Origin of the sequence: Pseudomonas sp. LFS044, assembly GCF_047978245.1 — a bacterium.
In the GTDB taxonomy this organism is placed as follows: Bacteria; Pseudomonadota; Gammaproteobacteria; order Pseudomonadales; family Pseudomonadaceae; genus Aquipseudomonas.
In genome coordinates, this window is sequence record NZ_JBFPFX010000017.1 from 85984 (window position 1) to 107605 (window position 21622).

General features: G+C 63.2%; 22 protein-coding genes and 1 tRNA gene. 9 read left to right on the forward strand and 14 right to left on the reverse strand.

The annotated features are described in order from the left end of the window. The first annotated feature begins 186 nt into the window (after positions 1–186). A complete protein-coding gene (locus ACNQPL_RS16060) occupies positions 187–1095 on the forward strand; it encodes a LysR family transcriptional regulator (protein ID WP_346612558.1) in 909 nt (302 codons plus the stop codon). A 109-nt stretch (positions 1096–1204) separates the two neighbouring features. On the opposite strand, the gene ACNQPL_RS16065 is transcribed toward ACNQPL_RS16060, so the two are convergent. Both ACNQPL_RS16065 and ACNQPL_RS16070 read right to left on the reverse strand, forming a co-directional pair. Beyond that, positions 1205–2110 (reverse strand): TauD/TfdA family dioxygenase, encoded by a 906-nt coding sequence (locus ACNQPL_RS16065; protein ID WP_346612559.1) that lies wholly within the window; start codon positions 2108–2110, stop codon positions 1205–1207. 37 nt (positions 2111–2147) lie between these two features. Beyond that, positions 2148–3191, reverse strand: a complete 1044-nt coding sequence (locus ACNQPL_RS16070; RefSeq protein WP_416467237.1) for an ABC transporter substrate-binding protein — start codon at positions 3189–3191, stop codon at positions 2148–2150. A 297-nt stretch (positions 3192–3488) separates the two neighbouring features. Here ACNQPL_RS16070 and ACNQPL_RS16075 point away from each other — a divergent pair, with 297 nt between their 5' ends. Next, entirely contained in the window at positions 3489–5087 is a 1599-nt protein-coding gene (locus tag ACNQPL_RS16075) for an ABC transporter permease (protein WP_346612561.1), read from the forward strand. Continuing rightward, positions 5084–5947 (forward strand): ABC transporter ATP-binding protein, encoded by an 864-nt coding sequence (locus ACNQPL_RS16080; RefSeq protein ID WP_346612562.1) that lies wholly within the window; start codon positions 5084–5086, stop codon positions 5945–5947. Before ACNQPL_RS16075 ends, ACNQPL_RS16080 begins: the two co-directional genes overlap by 4 nt. A 109-nt stretch (positions 5948–6056) precedes the next feature. On the opposite strand, the gene ACNQPL_RS16085 is transcribed toward ACNQPL_RS16080, so the two are convergent. The 8 genes from ACNQPL_RS16085 to ACNQPL_RS16120 all read right to left on the reverse strand — a co-directional run bounded on the left by ACNQPL_RS16085 (position 6057) and on the right by ACNQPL_RS16120 (position 13265). Further along, complete coding sequence (locus ACNQPL_RS16085; RefSeq protein ID WP_387523512.1) at positions 6057–6332, reverse strand: DUF971 domain-containing protein; 276 nt, start codon at positions 6330–6332, stop codon at positions 6057–6059. Beyond that, positions 6332–7297, reverse strand: coding sequence for a HEAT repeat domain-containing protein (locus tag ACNQPL_RS16090; RefSeq protein ID WP_346612564.1), 966 nt, complete (start codon positions 7295–7297; stop codon positions 6332–6334). The genes ACNQPL_RS16085 and ACNQPL_RS16090 overlap by 1 nt, the downstream gene beginning before the upstream one ends. Next, the gene (locus ACNQPL_RS16095) at positions 7294–8151 is read right to left on the reverse strand and encodes an ABC transporter ATP-binding protein (protein WP_346612565.1); all 858 of its coding nucleotides are present in this window, start codon (positions 8149–8151) and stop codon (positions 7294–7296) included. The genes ACNQPL_RS16090 and ACNQPL_RS16095 overlap by 4 nt, the downstream gene beginning before the upstream one ends. Then, on the reverse strand, positions 8151–8933 hold the full coding sequence (locus tag ACNQPL_RS16100) for an ABC transporter permease (protein ID WP_346612566.1): 783 nt from the start codon (positions 8931–8933) through the stop codon (positions 8151–8153). The genes ACNQPL_RS16095 and ACNQPL_RS16100 overlap by 1 nt, the downstream gene beginning before the upstream one ends. A gap of 15 nt (positions 8934–8948) precedes the next feature. After that, on the reverse strand, positions 8949–10355 hold the full coding sequence (locus ACNQPL_RS16105; protein ID WP_346612567.1) for an ABC transporter substrate-binding protein: 1407 nt from the start codon (positions 10353–10355) through the stop codon (positions 8949–8951). Between the two features lie 117 nt (positions 10356–10472). Continuing rightward, positions 10473–10718 carry a 4Fe-4S dicluster domain-containing protein gene (locus ACNQPL_RS16110; RefSeq protein ID WP_008096634.1) on the reverse strand — a complete coding sequence of 82 codons (246 nt, stop codon included), beginning with the start codon at positions 10716–10718 and terminating at the stop codon, positions 10473–10475. A 76-nt stretch (positions 10719–10794) separates the two neighbouring features. Further along, positions 10795–12519: a fumarate reductase/succinate dehydrogenase flavoprotein subunit gene (locus ACNQPL_RS16115; protein ID WP_346612568.1), complete on the reverse strand. Its 1725-nt coding sequence runs from the start codon at positions 12517–12519 to the stop codon at positions 10795–10797. Next, the gene (locus ACNQPL_RS16120) at positions 12516–13265 is read right to left on the reverse strand and encodes a GntR family transcriptional regulator (RefSeq protein WP_346612569.1); all 750 of its coding nucleotides are present in this window, start codon (positions 13263–13265) and stop codon (positions 12516–12518) included. The genes ACNQPL_RS16115 and ACNQPL_RS16120 overlap by 4 nt, the downstream gene beginning before the upstream one ends. A 190-nt stretch (positions 13266–13455) precedes the next feature. On the opposite strand from ACNQPL_RS16120, the gene ACNQPL_RS16125 reads away from it, so the two are divergent. The 4 genes from ACNQPL_RS16125 (at position 13456) to ACNQPL_RS16140 (ending at position 17211) form a co-directional block, all read left to right on the forward strand. Next, positions 13456–13532: transfer RNA gene (locus ACNQPL_RS16125), tRNA-Arg, on the forward strand. 210 nt (positions 13533–13742) lie between these two features. Then, positions 13743–14741, forward strand: a complete 999-nt coding sequence (locus ACNQPL_RS16130) for an Abi family protein (protein WP_346612570.1) — start codon at positions 13743–13745, stop codon at positions 14739–14741. A 156-nt stretch (positions 14742–14897) separates the two neighbouring features. Beyond that, positions 14898–16628, forward strand: a complete 1731-nt coding sequence (locus ACNQPL_RS16135) for a dipeptidase (protein WP_346612571.1) — start codon at positions 14898–14900, stop codon at positions 16626–16628. Positions 16629–16773: 145 nt separating this feature from the next. Next, positions 16774–17211, forward strand: coding sequence for a CBS domain-containing protein (locus tag ACNQPL_RS16140; protein WP_346612572.1), 438 nt, complete (start codon positions 16774–16776; stop codon positions 17209–17211). Between the two features lie 6 nt (positions 17212–17217). Here ACNQPL_RS16140 and ACNQPL_RS16145 read toward each other — a convergent pair whose 3' ends face one another. The 3 genes from ACNQPL_RS16145 to ACNQPL_RS16155 all read right to left on the reverse strand — a co-directional run bounded on the left by ACNQPL_RS16145 (position 17218) and on the right by ACNQPL_RS16155 (position 18689). Next, positions 17218–17856: an NADH:ubiquinone oxidoreductase subunit N gene (locus ACNQPL_RS16145; RefSeq protein WP_346612573.1), complete on the reverse strand. Its 639-nt coding sequence runs from the start codon at positions 17854–17856 to the stop codon at positions 17218–17220. A gap of 70 nt (positions 17857–17926) precedes the next feature. Then, a complete protein-coding gene (locus tag ACNQPL_RS16150; protein WP_346612574.1) occupies positions 17927–18169 on the reverse strand; it encodes a DUF2789 domain-containing protein in 243 nt (80 codons plus the stop codon). A gap of 61 nt (positions 18170–18230) precedes the next feature. After that, a complete protein-coding gene (locus ACNQPL_RS16155) occupies positions 18231–18689 on the reverse strand; it encodes an aminoacyl-tRNA deacylase (protein ID WP_039601719.1) in 459 nt (152 codons plus the stop codon). A gap of 96 nt (positions 18690–18785) precedes the next feature. On the opposite strand from ACNQPL_RS16155, the gene ACNQPL_RS16160 reads away from it, so the two are divergent. Both ACNQPL_RS16160 and ACNQPL_RS16165 read left to right on the forward strand, forming a co-directional pair. Beyond that, the gene (locus ACNQPL_RS16160; protein WP_416467238.1) at positions 18786–20135 is read left to right on the forward strand and encodes an NfeD family protein; all 1350 of its coding nucleotides are present in this window, start codon (positions 18786–18788) and stop codon (positions 20133–20135) included. 2 nt (positions 20136–20137) lie between these two features. Beyond that, the gene (locus ACNQPL_RS16165) at positions 20138–20890 is read left to right on the forward strand and encodes a slipin family protein (RefSeq protein ID WP_346612576.1); all 753 of its coding nucleotides are present in this window, start codon (positions 20138–20140) and stop codon (positions 20888–20890) included. Positions 20891–20920: 30 nt separating this feature from the next. On the opposite strand, the gene ACNQPL_RS16170 is transcribed toward ACNQPL_RS16165, so the two are convergent. Next, positions 20921–21553: a LysE family transporter gene (locus ACNQPL_RS16170; protein ID WP_346612577.1), complete on the reverse strand. Its 633-nt coding sequence runs from the start codon at positions 21551–21553 to the stop codon at positions 20921–20923. Positions 21554–21622: the final 69 nt, after the last annotated feature.

The following is a 21622-nucleotide window of genomic DNA, read 5'->3' on the forward strand; positions in this document are numbered from 1 at the left end:
GCTCCTTGAGGCATTGGCCCTGGCGAGCATTTCCGTTGACGGAACCGAATCGCGGTGACGTGGGCTTATATTCTTTTAAGAGATATAAATATGTTCAATTCATATTTTGTGGAATAAGTAACACCCTTTATAAGGGGGCTCACCCTCTTCATCAATTGCATTCCACCGAAAGTTTCCATGTAAAAAATGCATATCGACCTCCGCCAGCTCCGCCACTTCATTGCCCTTGTCGAGCACCGCAGTTTTGTCGCTGCTGCGGCGGCGGTGAACCTGTCGCAATCGGCCTTCAGCCGCAGCATCCAGACCCTGGAGCACAACATCGGCTGCCGTCTGGTCGACCGCGCCAGCAAGGAGCTCGCGCCCACCCGCCAGGGGCTGCTGGTGCTGGAGCATTCGCGTCGGCTGGTGCATGGCGCGCATAACCTGGTGAACGAGATCCACCAGTTCAATGGCGCTACCACCGGGGTGGTGCGCTTCGGCTCCGGCCCTGCGCCCGCTGGCGGGCTGGTGCCGCGAGCGGTGGCGCGTTTCGTCGCTGAATACCCGGCGGCGCGCACGTGTTTTCAGGTGGATAACTGGCAGGCGCTGAACCGCAAACTGATTGCCGAGGAGATCGAGTTCTTCGTGGCCGATACCCGCCAGTTCGAATCCGACCCGGATTACCGCGTGCACAAGCTGGCGCCACAACGCTGGCATTTCTGCTGCCGCGCGGGGCACCCGCTGGCCGAACTGGCCCAGGTGAATGCACGGGATGTATTTGACTACCCGCTGGCGACCACCTTCCGCCCGCCAAACATCCGCAAGATCCTCAGCGACCTCAGCGGCCGGCAGGACTTCTTGCCGACGGTGGAATGCGAGCACGGCTACGCGCTGCTCAACGTGGTGATGCACTCGGACACCATCGGCATCGCCTGCAGCGCCAATTTGCGGCCGTATCAGTCAGGCCTGGTGGCGCTGCAACTGGCGGACCTGGCGCCCGAGCAGGAAGAATCGTTCTATACCCGCTATGGGGTGGTGAGCCGGGTGGGGTATGGCTTGTCGCCGTTGGCGCAGGGAATGGTCAGGCAGTTGATCGCCTGTGATGCCGAGGCGTGACTGGCGGGGGCATTACCCCCGAATCGCCGGCAAGCTGGCGGCCACAAGTACAGCGCTGAGCCTACAGTTGCGCAATACCTGTGGGAGCCGGCTTGCCGGCGATGCGATTTCAGCCCTTGCGCGTAGTCCGGCTCAGTTGGCCATCCACGCCAACCGGCACCTCACCCGCCAAGGTAACCCGGCGCACGATGCGCGGCTGGGTGCCGTAGTCATCCACCGCATAATGCTGCGTCGCACGGTTATCCCAGATCGCCACATCACCCGCCTCCCAGCGCCAGCGCACGGTGTTCTCCAGGCGCGTCACGTGCCCTTGCAGCACCGCGAACAGGTGCTGTGAATCGGCCAGCGAATAGCCCTTGATGCGTTTGACGAAATGCCCCAGCTGCAACGCCCGCTCACCGCTGACTGGGTGCACCCGCACCACCGGGTGCTCTGTCTCGTACACCGTCGACGTGAACACCTTGCGGTAACGCTCAAGCTTCGCCGGGTCGACATCCGGCTTGATGCTGGCGTAGTCGTATTCGTTGCTGTGCACTGCCCACAGCTTGTCGGCCAGTTCGCGCAGGGGCTCGGGCAACTCCTGATAAGCCGCAGCCGTGTTGGCCCACACGGTATCGCCACCGGAAGCCGGGGCAACCACGCTACGCAGGATCGAGGCCTTGGGGTAGGCGTCGACGAAGGTCACGTCGGTGTGCCAGGAGTTGGCCCGCTGGCCTTCAGCACCGTCGAGCTGCAGCAGGTAACTGCTGCCATCAACCACCGGCACGGTCGGGTGAGCGACCGGCTCGCCGAGCAGCTTGGCGAAGCCTTCCTGGCTTTGATCATCCAGGTGGCCCTGGCCGCGGAAGAAGATCACCTTGTGCTGCACCAGGGCGGCCTGGATCGCGTCGATTGTGGCGGCATCCAGGTCGGCGGACAGTTTCACCCCGCGGATTTCTGCGCCAATGCGGCCGGCGACGGGGTGGATATCGAGTTCGAGAGTTTGCGGCGCGGCGGCCAGTGCGGCATTGCTCATGGTCGTGGTCCTTGCGGTGATTGTCGGGGGTTGAGGTTCAACGGGCGGCTTGTACGGCTTGTTCCTGCTTCAAGGCGGCATCCAGGAAGCGCGGTTCGATCCAGTCGGCGACCTTGAAGTCCCGGCGGATCAGGCGCTCTTTGGCGGCCAGGTCGACGCCTTGCTGCAACTGGGCGACAAAGTCGGCGTCCAGGCGCGGGTCGAAGTAATGGGCGAGGTCTTCCTTGGCCAGGTCGTCGCTGAGAATGCTGCGCGGCCAGTTGGCGTTGCTCGCTACCAGGTCGAGGTAGGCATCGCGGTTGTGCTCGTCGCGCAGCCAGTGGGTGGCCTGCTGCTGCGCATTGACCACGCGCTGGACCAGCTCGGGGTACTTGCGAATGAAATCCCCAGTGCCCAGCAACACTGCCTGGGTGCTGCCTGCGCCTTCCAGGTCGCGTGAGTTGACCGGCAATTCGACCAGGCCGCGCTCGCGCAGCGAGAGCAGGCTGGACAGCCCCCAGGTGGCGTCGATCTGCTTGGCGGCCAGTGCCGCGTTGGCCGCGTTGAAATCCAGGTTGATCACCTTCAGGTCGCGCTCGGACAACCCTTGGCTCGCCAACGCGCTGGCAAACGACAGCTGGTTGGCGGTACCGCGGAACACCGCCACGCGCTTGCCCTTGAGGTCGTGCAGGGTCTTGATGCCAGAGCCCGGCACCACACCCAGGTAGCTTTTCACCCCTCGCACGCCGGCCGAAAGCACGCGGGTGTCGAGGCCGTTGGCCTTGCCGACGATGGCCGCCAGGTCGCCCAGGTAGGCGAAATCTGCCTGGCCGTTGGCCAACGCTTCGTTGACCACCGGGCCTGCACCCTTGAAGAACTGCCAGTCGATGCGGATGCCATCTTTGGCGAATTCCTTTTCAAGCGATTGCTGGTCGCGCAGCACGTCGACCACGCCACCGGCGCTGTGCTTGCTGCCAGCACTCAGGTCAGGCACGGCAATGCGAATGCTCTCGGGCTTTGCCGATTCGGCCGCCTGGGCGCTGAGGGCGAAAAAAGTGAATAGCCCAAGGGCGGTAATCAGATGGCGCAACTGGGTTTTCATGGCAAGGCTCCTTGGCAGGCCGCCACCGGCGATGGCCGGCGCTATGGCCAGAAGCTAGGCTGGTCTGGTTAGAACCTACAAAGATCAAAACTTCATTTTTTAGTAACCAGAAGGCATAAACCACGCATCACGCGGCCCCCCGGCAAGCTTGCGCAATACGCATCGAAAATATGAGGAAAACGCAACGGCTGGAGGCTTCCGCATGCAAGGCGTGCATGCTCTTATCTCTTGAAAGCCACATATGAGAATTTTTAATTCCATAAGTGCATAACCTTGAAACGCTTCGAGAGATGGCCGATGAATGGAATTCTGAGCAAAGGTCGGGGTGGGCTTCTGGGGCCCCTACGCGGCCCTTTCGCGACCCAAGGCCGCCCCCACATCGGCGAGCGCGCTCTGCCCTGGGTGTTGCCAGTGCTGATCGCGCTGCTGTGGGCCGTGGCGAGCCGGCAGCACTGGATGAGCGAGCAGATCCTGCCGGCACCCTCGCGGGTGTGGGACAGCGCAGTGGAGTTCGGCTCCGGCGAGCTTTGGGGGCACTTGTGGATAAGTTTGCAGCGGCTGTGGTGGGGGTTGCTGGCAGGGATTGCCAGCGGTTTGCTGCTGGGGGCCTGGCTGGGAACTTCGCGCAATGCGCAAACGCTGGTGCTGCCAACCTTCGTCGCGCTGGCCCAGATCCCGACCCTGGCGTGGATCCCGCTGTTCATGCTGTTTTTCGGCATTGGTGAACTGCTCAAGCTGGTGGTGCTGGTGAAAGCCGTGGTGGTACCCGTCACCCTGCATACCCTGGTCGGCGTACGCGATGCCCAGCCCAAGCTGCGCGAAGCCGCCGCGGCCTTGCGCCTGCCACGTCACTTGCTGTTCCTGCGCCTGCTGCTGCCGGCCGCCCTGCCCGCCTTCCTCACCGGCGTGCGCCTGGCATTGGCCACCGGCTGGACGTCATTACTGGCGGTCGAGCTGCTGGCCTCCAGCGAAGGGATCGGCTACCTGATGGTGTGGGGCCGGCAGCTGTTCATGCTTGACCTGGTGGTGCTGTGCATCCTGATCATCGGCCTGGTCGGCGCGCTGATGGAGCGCGGCTTTTCAGCTCTGGAAAAACGCCTGCTGTACTGGCCACAACCGGCCACCGGCGAGCAGCAACGCGGGCCCGTACCCAAGGGCTGGCAAAGCCTGCTGCTGCCGGCAGCACTGCTTGCGCTGTGGCAAGCCAGCAGCAGCCTGGGCTGGGTCGACCAGAACATCCTGACCTCGCCGCTGGGCGTGGTGCACACCCTGTTCGCAGGCCTTACCGATGGCTCACTGCCAGAAGCCATGCTGCTCAGCCTGCAACGCACCCTGACCGGCCTCGTGCTGGGCGGCGGTGCAGGCTTGCTGACGGGCCTGTTGCTGGGCCTGTCACGCAACGCCGAGCGGGTTTTCGGGCCCAGCTTGTCGGCGTTGCGCCAGGTGGCACTGTTCGCCTGGGTGCCGTTGCTGACCGCCTGGTTCGGCCTGGGCGAAGGCGCCAAGAATGTGTTCGTCGGCCTGGCCGCCTTCTTCCCGCTGCTGATCGCTACCCAGCGCGGCATCGCCAGCCTGCCGCCGCAACTGGGAGAGGCCGCCCGCACGCTGCGCCTGAACCTGTGGCAGCGCCTGCGCCTGCTGGTACTGCCCGGCGCGGCCCCGGCCATTTTCGCAGGCCTGCGCCTGTCGCTGATCTACGCCTGGCTAGGCACCATCGGTGCCGAGTACTTCATGCCTTCGGATGGCGGCATCGCCAGCCTGATGATCGGCGCGCAACAGCTTTTCCGCATGGACCAGGTCATGGCCGCCATGCTGCTGATCGGCCTGGTCGGCGCCCTGCTCGGCACCCTTGGACAACGCCTCGAATCGCGCGCCACGCGCTGGAGAACCGCATGAACGCTTTCAACACGTCTCACCTGCTGGCGGCCAACCAACCCGACACCACGCCAGCGCTGGTCAGCTTCGAAGCGGTAGGCAAGGTGTTCAGCGTCGATGGCCAGCCCTTCGAAGCGATCCGCAACTTCAACCTGGCCATCAACGAAGGCGAATTCATCGCCATCGTCGGCGCCTCCGGCTGCGGCAAGTCCACCCTGCTGCGCCTGCTGGTGGGGCTGGACACCGACTACAGCGGCAGCATCCGCGTGGATGGCAAACCAGTCAGCGGCATCGGTGGCGAGCGTGGCATCGTGTTCCAGGAGCACCGCTTGTTTCCATGGCTGACCGTGGAACAGAACATTGCCCTGGGCCTGGTCAACGAGCACCTGACCCAAGGCGAACGTGCCCGCCGGGTGCATGAGTTCGTGCTGCTGGTGGGCCTGGTGGGCTTCGAATCGGCGTACCCGCACCAGCTGTCCGGGGGCATGGCGCAACGTGTGGCGATTGCCCGGGGGCTGGTGGCAAGCCCGCGGATCCTGCTGCTGGACGAGCCATTCGGTGCGCTCGATGCATTGACCCGGCAGCAACTGCAGGATGAGCTGCTGGCCATCCGCGAACGTGCCGGCATCACCACATTGCTGGTGACGCACGATGCCGAGGAAGCGACGTACCTGGCTGATCGAGTGGTGGTGCTGGAGCCGCGCCCAGGGCGGATCAAGTCGGTGGTTGAAATCGACCTGCCGCATCCGCGGTTGCGCACCGGCGTGGCGCTGCATGGGTTACGCGAGAAGGTGCTGCACCAGATCACCGGTGATGGTGGGTACCTGCCGCCGCCCGCGCGGCGGGTGGAAGGGTTGCGGCCCGAGCTGATTGCTTTGTGAAACCCACTGACCCCATCGCCGGCAAGCCGGCTCCCACAGGTATTGCACCGTTCCAGGGCTCAGTGAATTACCTGTGGGAGCCGGCTTGCCGGCGATGGGGCCAGTGGATTCACCCAAGCTCGCGCAGGTACGGCCATGGATAAATACCCCGCTCATGCCCATCGCTGAACACCAGTTGCACGCCATAACCTTGCGGCTCGACCCGCTCGATGCGCACGTCATCGCGCACCACACTGATGCCGCCCGACAAGCGCGCCGCGCGGCATTGCGAACAGGGGCAGGCACCACGCAGGCGGGCATGGCTGATGCTGTGCTCGCCATCCTCCCACTGCAGCACCAGCTGCCCGGGCCCACGCAGGTTGCGGATTGCCGCCGGGGCGTTCATCACGCTGCCCCGCGCAGTTGTGCCAGGGCAATACGCACGGCCTTGCGCACCTCGGGGTCGCTATCGGCTTCGGCGGCCTGCAGCACCGGCAAGGCACGCGCCTGGCCCAGCTCACCCAAGGCGAGGGCGGCTTCCTTGCGCAAGTTGGCGATGCCATGGCCGAGCAGCTCGCCAAGTGCATCCAGAGCTGCGGCATAACGCAGTCGGCCCAGCGAACGAGCCGCCCGCAAACGTACCTGCCAGAAGCCATCGCCAAGCGCATCCACCAGCGCCGGGCCCGCCTGCTCCTGGCCCACTTTGCCCAGGGTGGTGGCGGCTTCTTCGCGTACTTGCCAGGCCGCATCGTTCAACGCTGCCACCAGCGCCGGCAGCACCGCGCTGTCACGGGCAAGGCCCAGCGCGCCAATGGCCGCGCGACGCACTTCGGTGTCCGGCTCAGCCTCGGCGAGCCTTGCCAGCGCCGGCAACGCGGGCTGGTGCTTGAGCCAGCCAAGAATGCCCACTGCCTCACGTCGCACAGCCGCATCATCATCCGCCAGCGCAAGCAACGCCGGTGCGGCCGCATCTTCCAGGCGCAACTCGCGCAAGGCCCGCAGGGCACTGGCGCGCACGAAGGCATCGGCGTGCTTCACCCACGGCAGAATCAACTGGCCGGCTTCCAGGCTCTTGAGCTCGCTGAGGCTCTGCGCGGCGGCCAGGCGTACCGGCTCGGCGGCATCGGCCAGGGCGGCGCAAAGGGCCTGCACCACCTCGGGTTGTTCCCAGGCTTCCAGCAGCCGCGCGGCTTCTGTACGAACTTCGTCGGCCGCGTCGACCAGCAGCGCATCGGTCAACCAAGGCAAGCCCTGCGGGTCTTCCAGGTCGGCCAGTTCGATCAGGGCGATGCGCCGCACGCCGGCATCGTCGGCTTCAAGGCGAGGCAGCAGGGCAAGGATGTCGGGGTTGTCAGTGTGTCGTTCGGTCATAGCGCGATCCGTAGCGGTGGGTGGTCAGTGTCCGGCAGGCCTAGCGGCGTCAGGCGCGGCAGTTCGCGGCCGTCTTCGTGGCGTAGCAATGCCAGGCAGTGACGCTTGAGGTGGGTGAATGCCGGGCTGGTCAGCAAACTGGCGCGGCGCGGCCGTGGGAAGTCCAGGCGCAAGTCTTCGATGAAGCGACCCGGGCGCGTGCTCATCACCAGGATGCGGTCGGCCAGAAACAAGGCTTCGTCGATGTCGTGGGTGACAAACACCACGGTGGTGCGGATGCGCGCCCAGATATCCAGCAGCAGCTCCTGCATCCGCGCGCGGGTTTGCGCATCGAGGGCGCCGAAAGGTTCGTCCATGAGCAACAGGCGGGGGCGATTGATCAACACCCGGGCGATCTCTGCACGCTGCTGCATGCCGCCGGACAGCTGGCTCGGCCAGCGCGAGGCGAAGTCGGCCAAGCCGACCAACTGCAGCATTTCATGGGCTTGGCGCTGCCGATCGGCCTTGCCCAGCCCTTGCATCTTCAGGCCGAAGGCGACGTTATCGAGCACGCTGCGCCAGGGCAGCAGCGTGTGATGCTGGAACACCATGCCGCGCTGCGGCGAAGGCCCGTCTATCACCTGGTCGTCTACGGTCAGGTGGCCAGTGCTGGGTACCAAGTGCCCGGCCAATGCGCCGAGCAAGGTCGACTTGCCGCAGCCGGACGGCCCCAGGATGCACACGAACTCGCCAGGGGCGACGGTAAAGTCCAGGCGCTGTACTGCTTCGAAGGCATCGACGCCCTGCCCCAGGCGGATCGACAAGCCCCGGCCTTCGATACGCCCGGGCTCTGGCGCCTGTTGATAACTGCTCATCAGGCAGCCCTCCGCGTGCGATACCAGGGCGTTGCCAATGCGCCGAGGTGCTTGACCAGGGCACTGCTGCCCATGCCCAGCACGCCGATCAGCAACATGCCGACGATGATGTCGGGGTAGTTCTGCAAGGTGTACGACTCCCAGGTGTAATAGCCGATGCCGAACTGCCCGGAGATCATCTCGGCGGTGACCAGGCAGAACCATGAGGTGCCCATGCCGATGGCAAGGCCGGTGACGATGCTCGGCAGTGCACCCGGCAACACCACCTCACGCAGGATCGCCCAACGCCCTGCCCCCAGGCTGCGCGCCGAGGCGACCAGGCGCGGGTCGACGGCCTCGACGCCATGCACGGTGTTTAGCAGGATCGGGAACAGCGCACCGGTGAAGGTGATGAACACCATCGACAGCTCGGACGACGGGAACATCAGGATGGCCAGCGGGATCCAGGCCACTGCCGGGATCGGCCGCAGCACTTCCAGCGGCGGCAGCAGCGTGTCCTCGGCCCATCTGGAGCGGCCGATCAGCAGCCCAAGGACCACGCCCAGGAGTGCCGCGACGCCATAGCCGAGAAACACCCGCGCCAGGCTGCTGCCCAGGTGCGCCAGCAGGGCATTGCCGGTAAGCAGTTGCCAGGCTGCATCCAACACCGCGCTGGGCGTGGGTACATAGGTGAAGGTGAACAGCCCGAAATCGAGCCTGGCATTGGCTGCCACCTGCCAGAACAGCAGGCAGGCCAGCAAGGATGCAAGGCGCACGGGCCAACGCTTGAGGTCGCGGGTCATGACGATGCCTCCGGGTCAGCGCTGGGCGACCAGCTTCTGGTTGGCGCTGACGAAGTCCAGCGCCTCACCGCCGTGGGCCTTGGCGTACTGTTCGGCCTGGTCCTTGAGCAGGAAGGCGGCCAGCTCGCCATTGCCTTTGCGCACGAACCAGGCCTGGTTGGCCAGCAACTTGATGCCGCTGTCGGCAGCCTGGGCGTAGATGGCGCGTATGTCCTTGCCCTCTTGTTCCAGCTGGGCCAGGGCACCGAGGGCGGCCTCCGGGGATGCGTAGTGGCGCACCTTGTCTTCACCGCGTACCCATATCTGCGCCAGCCGGCTGAAATCGGTGATCGGTTTGCCGGTCAGCGCATCAACCGCCTTGAGCGGCAGCGGCGCGTAGTTGCCAAGGGCCTTGTCGTAGTCCACACCCGCCTGCTTGAAGGCGGCGCGGATGTACTGGTCGTCGATGAACTGCTGGGTGTCGAGCCCGCGGTCGGTCTTTTTCAGCAGCTTGAGGGTGTCGATGGAGGTCGCGACCGCCTTGCGGTATTCAGGCTTCCAGGTCAGGTCGCGGGTCTGCAGGCCGAGTGGGCCGTGGAACAGGTAATTGACCTCGGCTTCGATGCCGGTGACCTTCTCGATCAGCTCGCTGTACTTCTCGGGTTCGGCGGCAATCAGGCGGTCTGCCTCCAGGCTGGCGCGCAGGTAGGCGGTGACCACTTCGGGGTACTGCTTGGCGTAGCCGGCATCGACCAGGGCGCCATGGAAGGTCGGCGCGTTGGCCTGGGCGCCATCGTAGATCTTGCGGGCGAAGCCTCGGTTGGGGAACAGCTCGGCGAACGGCACGAAGTCGGCGTGCGCTTCGATGCGGTTGCTGCGCAGGGCCGACCCTGCAATTTCCGGGGCCTGGGCGATGATCCGCACGTCTTTCTGCGGGTCCCAGCCCTGCGCGGCGACGGCGCGCAGCAGCATGCCGTGAGCGGTGGAGGCGAACGGCACGGAAATGGTCTTGCCCTTGAGCTCGCTCAGCGATTGCACGGCAGAGGCCGCCGGCACGACGATGCCGTTGCCGCTGCCCTGCACGCTGCCCGACAGCACACTGATGAACAGGCTGCGCTTGCCGGCGTCCAGGTGGGCAACGCCATTGAACGAGCCGGGGAAGTCGGCCATGGCGCCGAAGTCCAGCTTGCCGGCAACCATCTCGTTGGTCAGCGGCGCGCCACTGGTGAAGTTCTTCCATTCGATCTGGTACTGCGCATCTTTGTACTTGCCGTCATGCGGCAGGTATTTCTCCAGCAGGCCCAGTTCACGAATCAGCAGGCCGCCGGTGGCGCAGTTGATGGTGGTGTCCTGGGTGCCGATGGCGACCCGAATGGTCTCGGCGCTGGCGTTCAAGCCAGCGAGCGCCAGCGCGAGGCCGGCCACGGTTGCTACAAGGCGCATGGGTGTTCCCCTCGAATCGTTTCAGGTATTGGAATCGTCTCCGCCACCAGGCTTGGGTGGTGGGAAACGAGGGGCAGTGCAGGAGGGCGTCCGGTGGTTCGCCGGATGGCCTGGGGGTCAGCGCAGCAGGTACGGGATGTCGACTTTCACCGCACCGGTCGGGCAATCCTTCTCGCAGGGCATGCAGTACCAGCACTCGTCGAAGGCCATGTAAGCCTTCTGCGTGGCCGGGTTGATGGCCAGCAGGTCCATGGGGCAGACCTCGACGCACACGGTGCAGCCTTTTTCGGCGATGCACTTGTCTTCGTCGATGGTCACTGGGGCGCTGCTGCGGAAGAAGATCTCTTGCGGCTGGTAGGCCATGTCACGGTTTCCTTGGGGCCTTTATAGGCACCCTTTATCTAGAGGTTTCCACATTCCCCTGTGGGAGCTGCGTTGTTCATGCGGCATCGGCCTTGACCCGTAGCCGGTCATAGGCGGTCTGCTCATCGGCATCCAAAGCTATCAAGTAGGGCTCGACGGCTTTCTTGAAGCTGGTCATCTCGCCGTCGTCGCCCTTCTTCAGGTGGCAATGGCAGAACCACTCACCGTCATTACGCTCGGGGAAATCAACCCGGTGGTGGTACAGGCCCCAGCGGCTTTCTTCGCGGAACAGCGAAGCGCGGGCGGCCATTTCGGCACAGTCGCGGATCACCGACACTTCCATCGCGCGCATCAGTTCGTGGGGGTTGTTGGCCTTCATCTGCTCGAGGTCGCGCTCGATCTCGGCAAAGCGCACCAGGCCAATCTCCATCTTCTTGGTCACCTTTGGCGGCTGCAGGTAGTCGTTGACCATGCGCCGCAGCTTGTACTCGACCTGCGCCGGCGGCAGGCCGTGCTCGCGGTGCAACGGCGCGAACACGCGTTCACGCTCGCGCTCGACCTGGGCAACATCCACCTCGGCCAGTTCGCGCCCAGCCACGTAGTGCGCGGCGTTCACCCCGGCAAACCAGCCATAGGTGAACGCGCCGAGCATGTAGTTGTGCGGCACCGCTGCCATGTCGCCTGCGGCGTACAGGCCTTTGACGCTGGTCTCGGCCTTCTCGTTGACCCACACCCCCGAAGCCGAATGCCCGGAGCAGAAGCCGATTTCGGAGATGTGCATCTCGACCATGTGCTGGCGGTAATCGGTGCCGCGCCCGGCATGAAACTGGCCGCGGCTGGGGCGTTCGTTGCTGTGCAGGATCTCCTCGATGTTCTGGATGGTTTCCTCGGCCAGGTGATCGAGCTTGAGAAACACCGGGCCATTGCCACCTTCGAGCTCCTGATGGAACTCCCACATCATCTGCCCGCTCCAGTAGTCGCACTCGATGAAGCGCTCGCCCTTGCTGTTGGCGGTATACCCGCCCAGCGGGCCGGTCACATAGGCACAGGCCGGGCCGTTGTAGTCCTTGATCAGCGGGTTGATCTGGAAGCACTCGAGGTTGGCCAGTTCTGCCCCCGCGTGGTAGGCCATGGCATAGCCGTCGCCGGCGTTGGTAGGGTTTTCGTAGGTGCCCATCAGGTAACCCGACGACGGCAGGCCCAGGCGCCCTGCTGCGCCACAGGCGAGGATCACCGCCTTGGCGCGCACCACTCGGAACTCGCCGCTGCGGCAATCGAAACCGAGTACACCTGCGGCGGCGCCTTCGCCATCGAGCAGCACACGGGTGCACACCATGCGGTTGCTGATCTCTACCCGGGCGCGCTTGAGCTGGCGGTAGAGCACCTTCTTGATGTCATGGCCTTCGGGCATGGGCAGCACGTAGGCACCCATGTGGTGGACCTTCTTCACCGCGTAGTCACCGGTTTCGTCCTTCTCGAACTTCACACCCCAGCGGTCGAGCTGCTCGATGGTTTCGAAACTGTGGGTGGCATAGGCGTGCACGGCGGCCTGGTTGACGATGCCGTCATTGGCCACGGTAATTTCCTTGGTGTACTGCTCGGGCGTGGCGTGGCCAGGGATGATCGCGTTGTTCAGGCCGTCCATGCCCATGCTGATGGCACCGCTGCGCTTGACGTTGGCCTTGTCCAGCAGCAGGACGCGCAAGCTTTTGTCCTGCTCCTTGGCCTTGATCGCCGCCATTGGGCCGGCGGTGCCGCCACCAATGATGATGATGTCGTAGTCCTGGGTCTCGATGATCATGCCTTGCCCCCCTTCTGGCGGTCGATGCGCAGGCGGTACTGGAACGCATCGCCGCGGTAATAGAGGTGTTCGAAGTCCAGCGGCGTGCCGTCGGCAGCATGGGTAAGGCGCTCGATGCGCATGATCGGCGAGCCCTCTTCCACCTCCAGCGCCTGCGTCAGGTCGCTGTCGGCCAGCACCGCATCGATGGCCAGGTCGGCGTGGCCGAGCGCGATGCCGCAGTCGTTTTCCAGCAGCAGGAAGATGTCGCGGGTAACCAGGTCGGCCTTTTCCAGCTTCTCGCCGACGGCCTTGGGCAGCCAGGTGATCTCCAGCGACACCGGCTCGCGGTTGATCAGGCGGACCCGGCGGATCTCGGTGACCAGGCTACCCTCCTGAACCTGCAGCCGCGTGGCCACCAGCGCGTTGGCCGGCACATGGCGCAAGCTGCGCAGGCGGTTCAACACTTCATAGCCCATCTGCGTCATCGACTCGGCCAGGCCCTGCAGGGTGCTGACGTTCTGGAACGCCTTGGGTTTGGCAACGAAGGTACCTTTGCCATGGATCTTGAAGATCAGCCCCTCTTTCTGCAGGTCGCCCAGCGCCTGGCGCACGGTGATGCGGCTGACATCGAACGCCTTGCCCAGCTCGCTCTCCGAGGGCATGCGGCTGTGCGGCGCGTAGGTGCCGTCGAGAATGCGCTCGCGCAGCAGCTCCTTGAGCTGGGTATAGAGCGGTACCGGGGACAGGGGGAGCAGTTCGGCCATGGTTCTCTTCACTGATGAGTGACTTGTTATAACAAGTTGTAACCAGAGGATAGCCGGCATAAGAATGGGCGGGGAAATACTGTTATTGCATATGGATAGATGTTTTGGCGGTGCTTGCACCGGGGGAAAAACAGCCACAGATCAAGGCGATGGACGTCGCCGATCGAGATGGGTATCATGCGTGCGCGTTGCACTCGTAGCTCAGCTGGATAGAGTACTGCCCTCCGAAGGCAGGGGTCGTGGGTTCGAATCCCGCCGAGTGCGCCATCTTCAAAAAGCCCTGGGCCTATGCCCGGGGCTTTTTCGTCTCTGCGCGCATTTGACTTGTTACATATTCGAGGGTGGAGCTGACGGTAAAAACCTTGCCAAGCTGGCTCGTGCTACCTATTCTCTCGCGCAACACACCCGCCATGCCTATGGCTGCCTCGGCAGCTATGCACAAATTGAGCGGGTTTTTTTTGCCCGAACGGGTCAAGCATGAAGCCATTCTGCAAACCTGCGATCGATGTTCCCGCACAATTGGACCTGCTGCTGCATCGCGGTCTGACTATCCAGGATGAAAGCAAAGCGCGCTGTTTTCTCGAAGCAGTGAGTTTCTTTCGCCTCACGCCCTACATGCGTCCCTTTCAATTACCTGATGACGCTGAGCATCGTTTCAAGCCAGGTACACGGCTGCGGGCACTCACTCATCTGTATGAGTTTGACCGGCGCTTGCGCTTGCTCACCATCGATGCAATCGAACGCATAGAGGTCGCCACACGGGCGGCAGTCAGCAATCACATGGGGCCCGCGCACGGGTCACATTGGCACTTGCAGGAGGCGCTTTTCCAGCATGACTACCGTCATCACAACCTGCTCGACACCATTCGCGGCAAACAAACCAAAGCACGTCAGGATCACGCTCGTGAGTGCCAACGCATCGAGCGCTCTCATGCCTCAGACTCGCGCAAGGCTCAGTTGAAAAAACTGCGTGCCAAGGAAAGCTATGCGCGTCACTACGCACTGAGCTACGACAACCCTGAGTTGATGCCGGCCTGGGCAGCCATGGAGGAAATTACGCTCGGGGACCTCTCGCATCTGTTCAAGGGGTTGGCTAAAGACACCGATCGCAAGGCAATTGCGCGTCGGCTGGGCCTTCCCGGCCCCTTGTTGCAGTCTTGGCTGCATACCCTGACCACAATCCGTAATATCTGTGCACATCATGCCCGTTTGTGGAACCGCGAGCTTGGCATACGACCAGAACTGCCACGCAAGGCAAGTTTTCCCTGGCCTGAACATTTGCAGAAGCCTGGTCAGCATTCCCGAGTGTTCACCGTGCTTTGCATTCTCAACCTCTTGATGGCCAAAGTCAGCCCTGATACCTGTTGGGGCATACGACTTCAGGCGTTGTTGTCCGAATTCCCCGGCATCAACCATGAAGCGATGGGCTTCCCTGAAGATTGGAAGCTGGACCCATTCTGGGAGAGCCTGTCGTAAAGCAGGCCCATCGGAGTGCACTTACCGCACTGTTGAGTTGTGCATGTCGTCACGATCGCCCCTCTCCCGGAAAGCATACCGTTGGTGTTAGCGTGAAGGCCTTCCCGTTTGCGTAAACGGGCACCCTTCAACAACCTGCATGGAATGCGATCAGAAATGCACCTGAAAAAGTTATGCGCCGCCTCCCTAATGCTGGCCAGCCTGGGGATCTACACCGCACCGGCCCAGGCCAACCTCACCCAACAGCAGTCCGCCGCCATCGTCAAAGCCTTCGACGGCAGCGAGCCCAGCGACTTCAAGCAGTTCCTCGGCAAGCTCAAAGGTAGCGAACAGGCCAAGGCCGACAACCTTGGCGCGACCCTCGACGCTTACCTGGCTGGCACAGCGCTCGACGCCGAGCAGCAGAACGAAATCAACCGCCTGCTCGGCCTGTACACCCGAATCAAATATGGCAAGGCTGCCACGCAAACCCTACGCGAACTGGTGGCGATTCCCACCTTCAGCGTCGACGGCGTACCCCAGCACGAGAACCCCGAGTTCCTGAAGATCGCCGACAAGATCAAAGCGCTGGCCGAGGGCTTTGGCCTGGCTTTCCGCAACGTCGACAACCGCGTCTACGAGGTCTCGCTAGGTGCCGGCCAGGAAGTGGTCGGCATCCATGCTCACGCCGACGTCGTGCCGGTCAACCCGGACAACTGGAAGCTGGATGACGGCACCCAACTCGACCCGTTCAAGGTCACGCTGGTAGGTGACCGCATGTACGGCCGCGGCACTGAGGACGACAAGAACGGCATCGTCGTAGCGCTGTACGCGCTGAAAGTGGCAAAAGACGAAAACCTGCCGCTGGCCCGGCAGTTCAAGCTGCTGATCGACACCACTGAAGAAACCAGCGGCGACGCCATTCCCTACTACTTCGAACGCAACCCCACGCCCGCCTACAACCTGGCGCTCGATGGCGGTTACCCGGTGGTGATCGCCGAAAAAGGCTACGGCACAGTCATGGCGAGCTTCGCCAAACGCCCGGGCAGCGGCAAGGGCGCAGAGATCGTCAACCTCACCGGCGGCCTGGCGACCAACCAGATCCCGACCACCTCGGTGGCGACCCTGGTCAGCGACAATCCAGCACAATTGGCCAAGCAGCTTGAAAAAGCCGGTACCGAATACGTGAAGGCAAACGGCGGCGACTTCAGCATCGCGGCCAAGGTCGATGGCAAGAACGTGCTGCTCACCGTAACTGGCGTCTCGGCCCATTCGTCCGAGCCCGAGTCCGGGGTCAACCCGGTGGCACGCATGCTCGGCTTCATCAACGGCCTGGGCAAGCAGGTGCCGCTCAAGCACAACCACTTCACCGATGCCGCCCGCTACGCCGCCGACAACTGGGGCCTGGATTACCTGGGCAAGAAACTCGGGGTGGATTTCAAGGATGAGTTCATGGGCCCGCTGACCGCATCGCTGACCTTTGTCGGCGTGAACGAAAAAGGCCTGAAGCTGGCAGTCAACCTGCGCATTCCCAAAGGCAAGCCGCTGGCCACGATCAAGGACGAACTGGCCGACAAGCTGGGTAAATGGACACGCCAGAGCCACACCTCGGTCGCTTTCGACTACAGCCTCGACGAGCCGATGTACCGTAACCCCGAAGGCGAATGGGTCAAGGCCCTGCTCGATGTGGCCAGCGAGAACCTGGGCATGAAACATGAGTTCGGCACCTCCGCCGGCGCCACCTCGGTACATGACTTGCCCAACGGCGTGCAGTTCGGCCTGGCCATGCCAGACGTGAAGTACACCGGGCACAACGACAACGAGTTCAAGACCGTGGAGCAGTTCATGCTGGACTTGCAGGTGGTGAGCGAGATGGTCGCCCGGATCGGGCAAATGCCTAAGCTTTAAGCTAGCCGCGAAGAGGCCGGCAGAGACAATCGTCCATGACGTTTTTCAATCGACTCGATGCCGTTTCCTGCATTGCCGTGCAGGCTGGCGTGCAGGATGCTTTATTTACACAAAGAGCCCGTTTTCTCCACCCGCAGAGGCCTGTATGAAGAACGTCGAACAAATCCTCAAGACCAAGTCCCAGCACCAGACCGTGTACACCATCGGCCCTGATGACTCGGTGCTCGACGCCCTGAAAATGCTGGCGGAGAAAAACGTCGGTGCGCTGCCTGTTGTGGAGAACAACCAGGTGGTGGGGATCGTCAGCGAACGAGACTACGCCCGTAAACTGGTACTCAAGGGCCGCTCTTCGGCGGCTACCCCGGTGCGGGAAATCATGAGCGCACCCGTGGTCACGGTCGAACCGAAGCAAAACCTCGAGTACTGCATGAACCTCATGACCAACCGCCACCTGCGCCACCTGCCGGTGGTCAGCAATGGCGAGCTGCTCGGCCTGCTGTCGATTGGCGACCTGGTCAAAGAGACCATCGCCGAACAGGCCAACCTGATTGCGCAGCTGGAGCAATACATCCGCGGCGAATGATCAGCTTCAGTGGTAGGCGCGCTCCAGCTCATCCAGCTGATGGTCGAAGCTGCGCAGGCGCGCCGACCAGGTGTACACCAGCACTTCCAGGTCTCGATTGAGCACCGCCGTGTTGCCATGGCCATTGCTTGAGGGTTCGCACAGGTCGAGCTGGTAGCGCTCGCGCGCCATGGCCGTGGCCACGCTGGACAAGTCGCGGGCGTTGGCCAGCCAGTGGTGATGATGGTCGTGAATCTCGCGGTCGAGCACCCGGCACTGGCGTTTCAACGCATCCAGGCTCTGCTCCAGCGGCGTGCCCTTGAGCTCGCCCATCACCTCCTCGAAGGTGCGCCCGGAGTGCCAGTAGCTGCCCCAGAAATAGCGGTCGAACACCGTCTCGACCCGGCGCAGCGCAACCTTGGTGTTCCAGATGGTGAGCAACGTTCGCCCCTGGATCACTTCGCGCTTGTTCAGGTGCAGTTGCTGCCAGGCAATCCAGGTCAGCGCCAGCAATGCCGCTGCCGCGGTGACCGCGGCAGCGGCATACAGGAACTGCACCGCCTGGTTCATCTGGTGCGTATGGCGGATACCGTAGAAGTAACCAGCCGTCAGCGTGCCCAGGATCGTCACGGAGCACCAGAAACCTGGTGCGTAGGGATCTTTCATGGCGCCTATCCCCTTATTGTTTTCCTGAGCATAGCAACGGCCAATCAGTCGTCAGGTGCCGCTCGGCGCTTTATTTTCGGGGGCGGCGCAATGCTTCGTTGAGTTGATCGAAGGGCACCGCCCAATCGGAGTCCTCAATGATGCTTTCCTTGAGAAAAGCCCGCTGGGAGTCGGTCCAGAACGGCGCATCCACCAGCTTGATTTCGTTTTTCAACGGGGAATGACTGGTGATGAACTGGTCGATGCTCTGGGGATCATCGGGTAGGCCCAATTGCTTGAACAGGTCGGAAAAGTGATGGGTAGGTGCTTCCATGAATCCTCCTCTGTACCGGGCGAGCCGTCCACGACGCCAGCCCGGCATTGGTTTGAGAACATCAGCACAGCTCGCGTACTTCGGCTTGCGGTACCAGTTTCAGGTACTGCTCCATGCTCATGTGGATAAGGTGATCGTGATCACCTGCCTCCAGGTAGACATCGCCCTGGCGGGTAAGACTCGAATCGAGCAGCATCTTTATCTGGTAAGCGTCACCCATTGCAGGGATGGCGCCACGTTCGCAATCGCCGAACAGGCTCGGCAGGCCGCTTTCGCGGGTAAGCTGCCAGGCGCCGGACATGCGCACCTTGCTCATGTCCAGGTGCCGATTGGCCGGCAGTACCGCCATGATGTAGTTGCCATGGCGGTCGTCGAGCATGACCGACTTGGCGACCCGCTCGGCGGGTACCCCGGCGGTGCGCGCCGACTCGAGGCTGGTTGCCGAGTGCGGGTGGGGAATGATGTCGTAATCGCAGTTGGCCTGGTCCAGGCGCTGCTGCAGGGTCTTGGCCATACGCATGATGCACCTCCGGTTTAGCCCCCCTCTGCAATTTTAGGCCGTGCCCGGGCAGGCATGACTAAACTTGGGGTATAGAGGCTAACCAGGTGACGACAGGTGATCGCTCGCTGCTGGCGCTGGTGGTTGCTGGTGCTGATGCTCGGCCTCGCCCCGGGCGGCCAGGCCGCGCCTGGGGCCGTCTGGGTACTGAGCGTCGACGGTGCCATCGGCCCTGCCAGTGCCGACTACGTGCTGCGTGGCCTGGACCAGGCCCGGGGTCAGGGCGCGCAACTGGTGGTGATCCGTATGGACACCCCCGGCGGCCTGGACAGCGCCATGCGCCAGATCATCAAGGCGATCCTCGCCAGCCCCGTGCCGGTTGCCAGTTACGTTGCCCCTGGCGGCGCACGTGCCGCCAGCGCCGGCACCTACATCCTCTACGCCAGCCACGTCGCAGCCATGGCGCCCGGCACCAACCTGGGCGCAGCCACACCGGTACAGATTGGCGGCACACCGGGCGCGCCCAAGGATGACAAGGCCGAAGCGAACAGCGATGAGGCAACCCTCGCTCGCAAACAGGTCAACGATGCCGCCGCGTATATCCGTGGCCTGGCGCAGTTGCGCGGGCGTAATGCCGACTGGGCGGAAAAAGCCGTGCGCGAGGCCGTAAGCCTGTCGGCCAGCGAGGCGCTCAAGCAGAAGGTGATCGACCTGGTGGCCAACGATGTGCCAGACCTGCTGCGCCAGCTCCACGGCAAGACCCTGATCGCCGCTGACCAGCCGCGCCTGCTGCAAACCCGCGACGCCAATGTGGTCGAGCACCTGCCCGACTGGCGCACGCGCCTGCTCGCGGTGATCACCAACCCCAGCGTGGCGCTGATCCTGATCATGATCGGCGTCTATGGGCTGCTGTTCGAGTTCATGAACCCTGGCTCGAGCGTCGGCGGCGTGGTCGGCGGCATCTGCCTGCTGCTGGCGCTGTATGCCCTGCAGCTGCTGCCGGTGAGCATCGCCGGCTTGGCGCTGATCCTGCTCGGTATCGTCTTCATGATCGCCGAGGCGTTTCTGCCCAGTTTTGGCGTGGTCGGCTTTGGCGGCATCGTGGCGTTCGTGGTGGGCGCAGTGATCCTGATGGACACCGACGCCCCCGGCTTCGGCATCCCACTGGCACTGATTGGCAGCCTGGCGCTGCTCTCGGCACTGCTGATCGGCGGCGTGCTGGGCATGGCGCTGAAGACCCGCAGGCGCGCACTGGTGAGCCCCGACGCTGGCCTGGTCGGCAGCCTGGTCAGCGTTACCCAGGTGGTGGCAGACAACCCGTTCCGCGGTTCGGTACAGGCCCAGGGCGAACAATGGCAGGTCCAGTGCACCACGCCGCTGCAGCTCGGCCAGCACGTGCGGGTGACCGCACGCCACGGTGTGACGCTGGAAGTCAGCGCTGCCGCCCCTTCCGCGCAAGGAGAATGACGATGTTCATGCAATTGGGTTTCGGCGCCTTGCTCATGCTGCTGGGCGTGTTGCTGCTGTCGGCATTTCGCATCCTGCGAGAGTACGAGCGCGGCGTGGTGTTCCAGCTGGGGCGTTTCTGGCAGGTGAAGGGGCCTGGGTTGATCCTGCTGATCCCGGTGATTCAACAGATGGTCAGGGTCGATTTGCGTACCGTGGTGCTGGATGTGCCGCCACAGGATGTGATCACCCGCGACAACGTGTCAGTGAAGGTCAATGCGGTGCTGTACTTTCGCGTGCTCGACCCGCAGAAGGCGATCATCCAGGTCGAGGACTTTCTGGTCGCTACCAGCCAGCTCGCCCAGACCACCCTGCGTGCGGTGTTGGGCAAGCATGAGCTGGACGAACTGCTGGCCGAGCGTGAACAGCTGAACCTGGATATCCGCCAGGTACTGGACGCGCAGACCGATGCCTGGGGCATCAAGGTGGCCAATGTCGAGATCAAGCACGTCGACCTCAACGAATCGATGGTCCGCGCCATTGCCCGCCAGGCCGAGGCCGAACGTGAACGCCGGGCAAAGGTGATTCACGCCGAGGGCGAATTGCAGGCATCGGAAAAGTTGATGCAGGCCGCGCAGATGCTCAGCAAGGAGCCAGGGGCCATGCAGTTGCGTTACATGCAGACGCTGGGGTCTATTGCTGGCGACAAGAGCTCGACCATCGTGTTTCCAATGCCGCTGGATTTGCTCAAGGGGATGATGGAAAGGCCGAAATGACAGGGGCCTCATCGAGGCCCCTGCAATCCATCAGATCGGCGCGCGGCGAAGCGTTGCCAGGAACGTCGCCGCACCAATGAACAGACCGGCAAAGGTACGGTTCAGGCGCTTCTGCTGCTTGGGCGTACGCAGCAGGCGCAGCACCCGAGAAGCCAGGCCGGTGTAACCCGCCATCACCAGCAGGTCGACGCTGATCATGGTCACGGTGATCGCGACATACTGCGGCAACAGCGGCGCATGCGGGTTGATGAACTGCGGCAGCACCGCCAGCATGAACACCAGCGCCTTGGGGTTGCTGACGTTGACCAAGAAACCTCGGAACACCAGGCTAAGCGGTTTGCCGATGGGGCGCACGCCGGATTCTTCGGTCATGTCCATCGGCAACGCACGCCATTGCTTGTAGGCGAGGTACACCAGGTAGGCGACACCAAACCACTTGATGAGGGTGAAGGCAGTGGCGGAAGCCGCGAGGATGGCGCCGACACCGGCGGCGATGATGGCGATCTGCACGATCAGGCCGATCTGCAGGCCTAGTGCGTTCCAGTAACCGCGCCAGAAACCATATTGCAGGCCGCTGGACATCGAGGCGATTGCCCCGGCCCCTGGTGAAAGGCTGATCACCCAACACGCGGCAAAGAAGCCTAACCACACTTCCATCGACATCACACACCTCGCTCGAACATATGTTGCAAAACGTTAAGCTAAAGTGTTGGCGAAAAAATGACCAGCAAA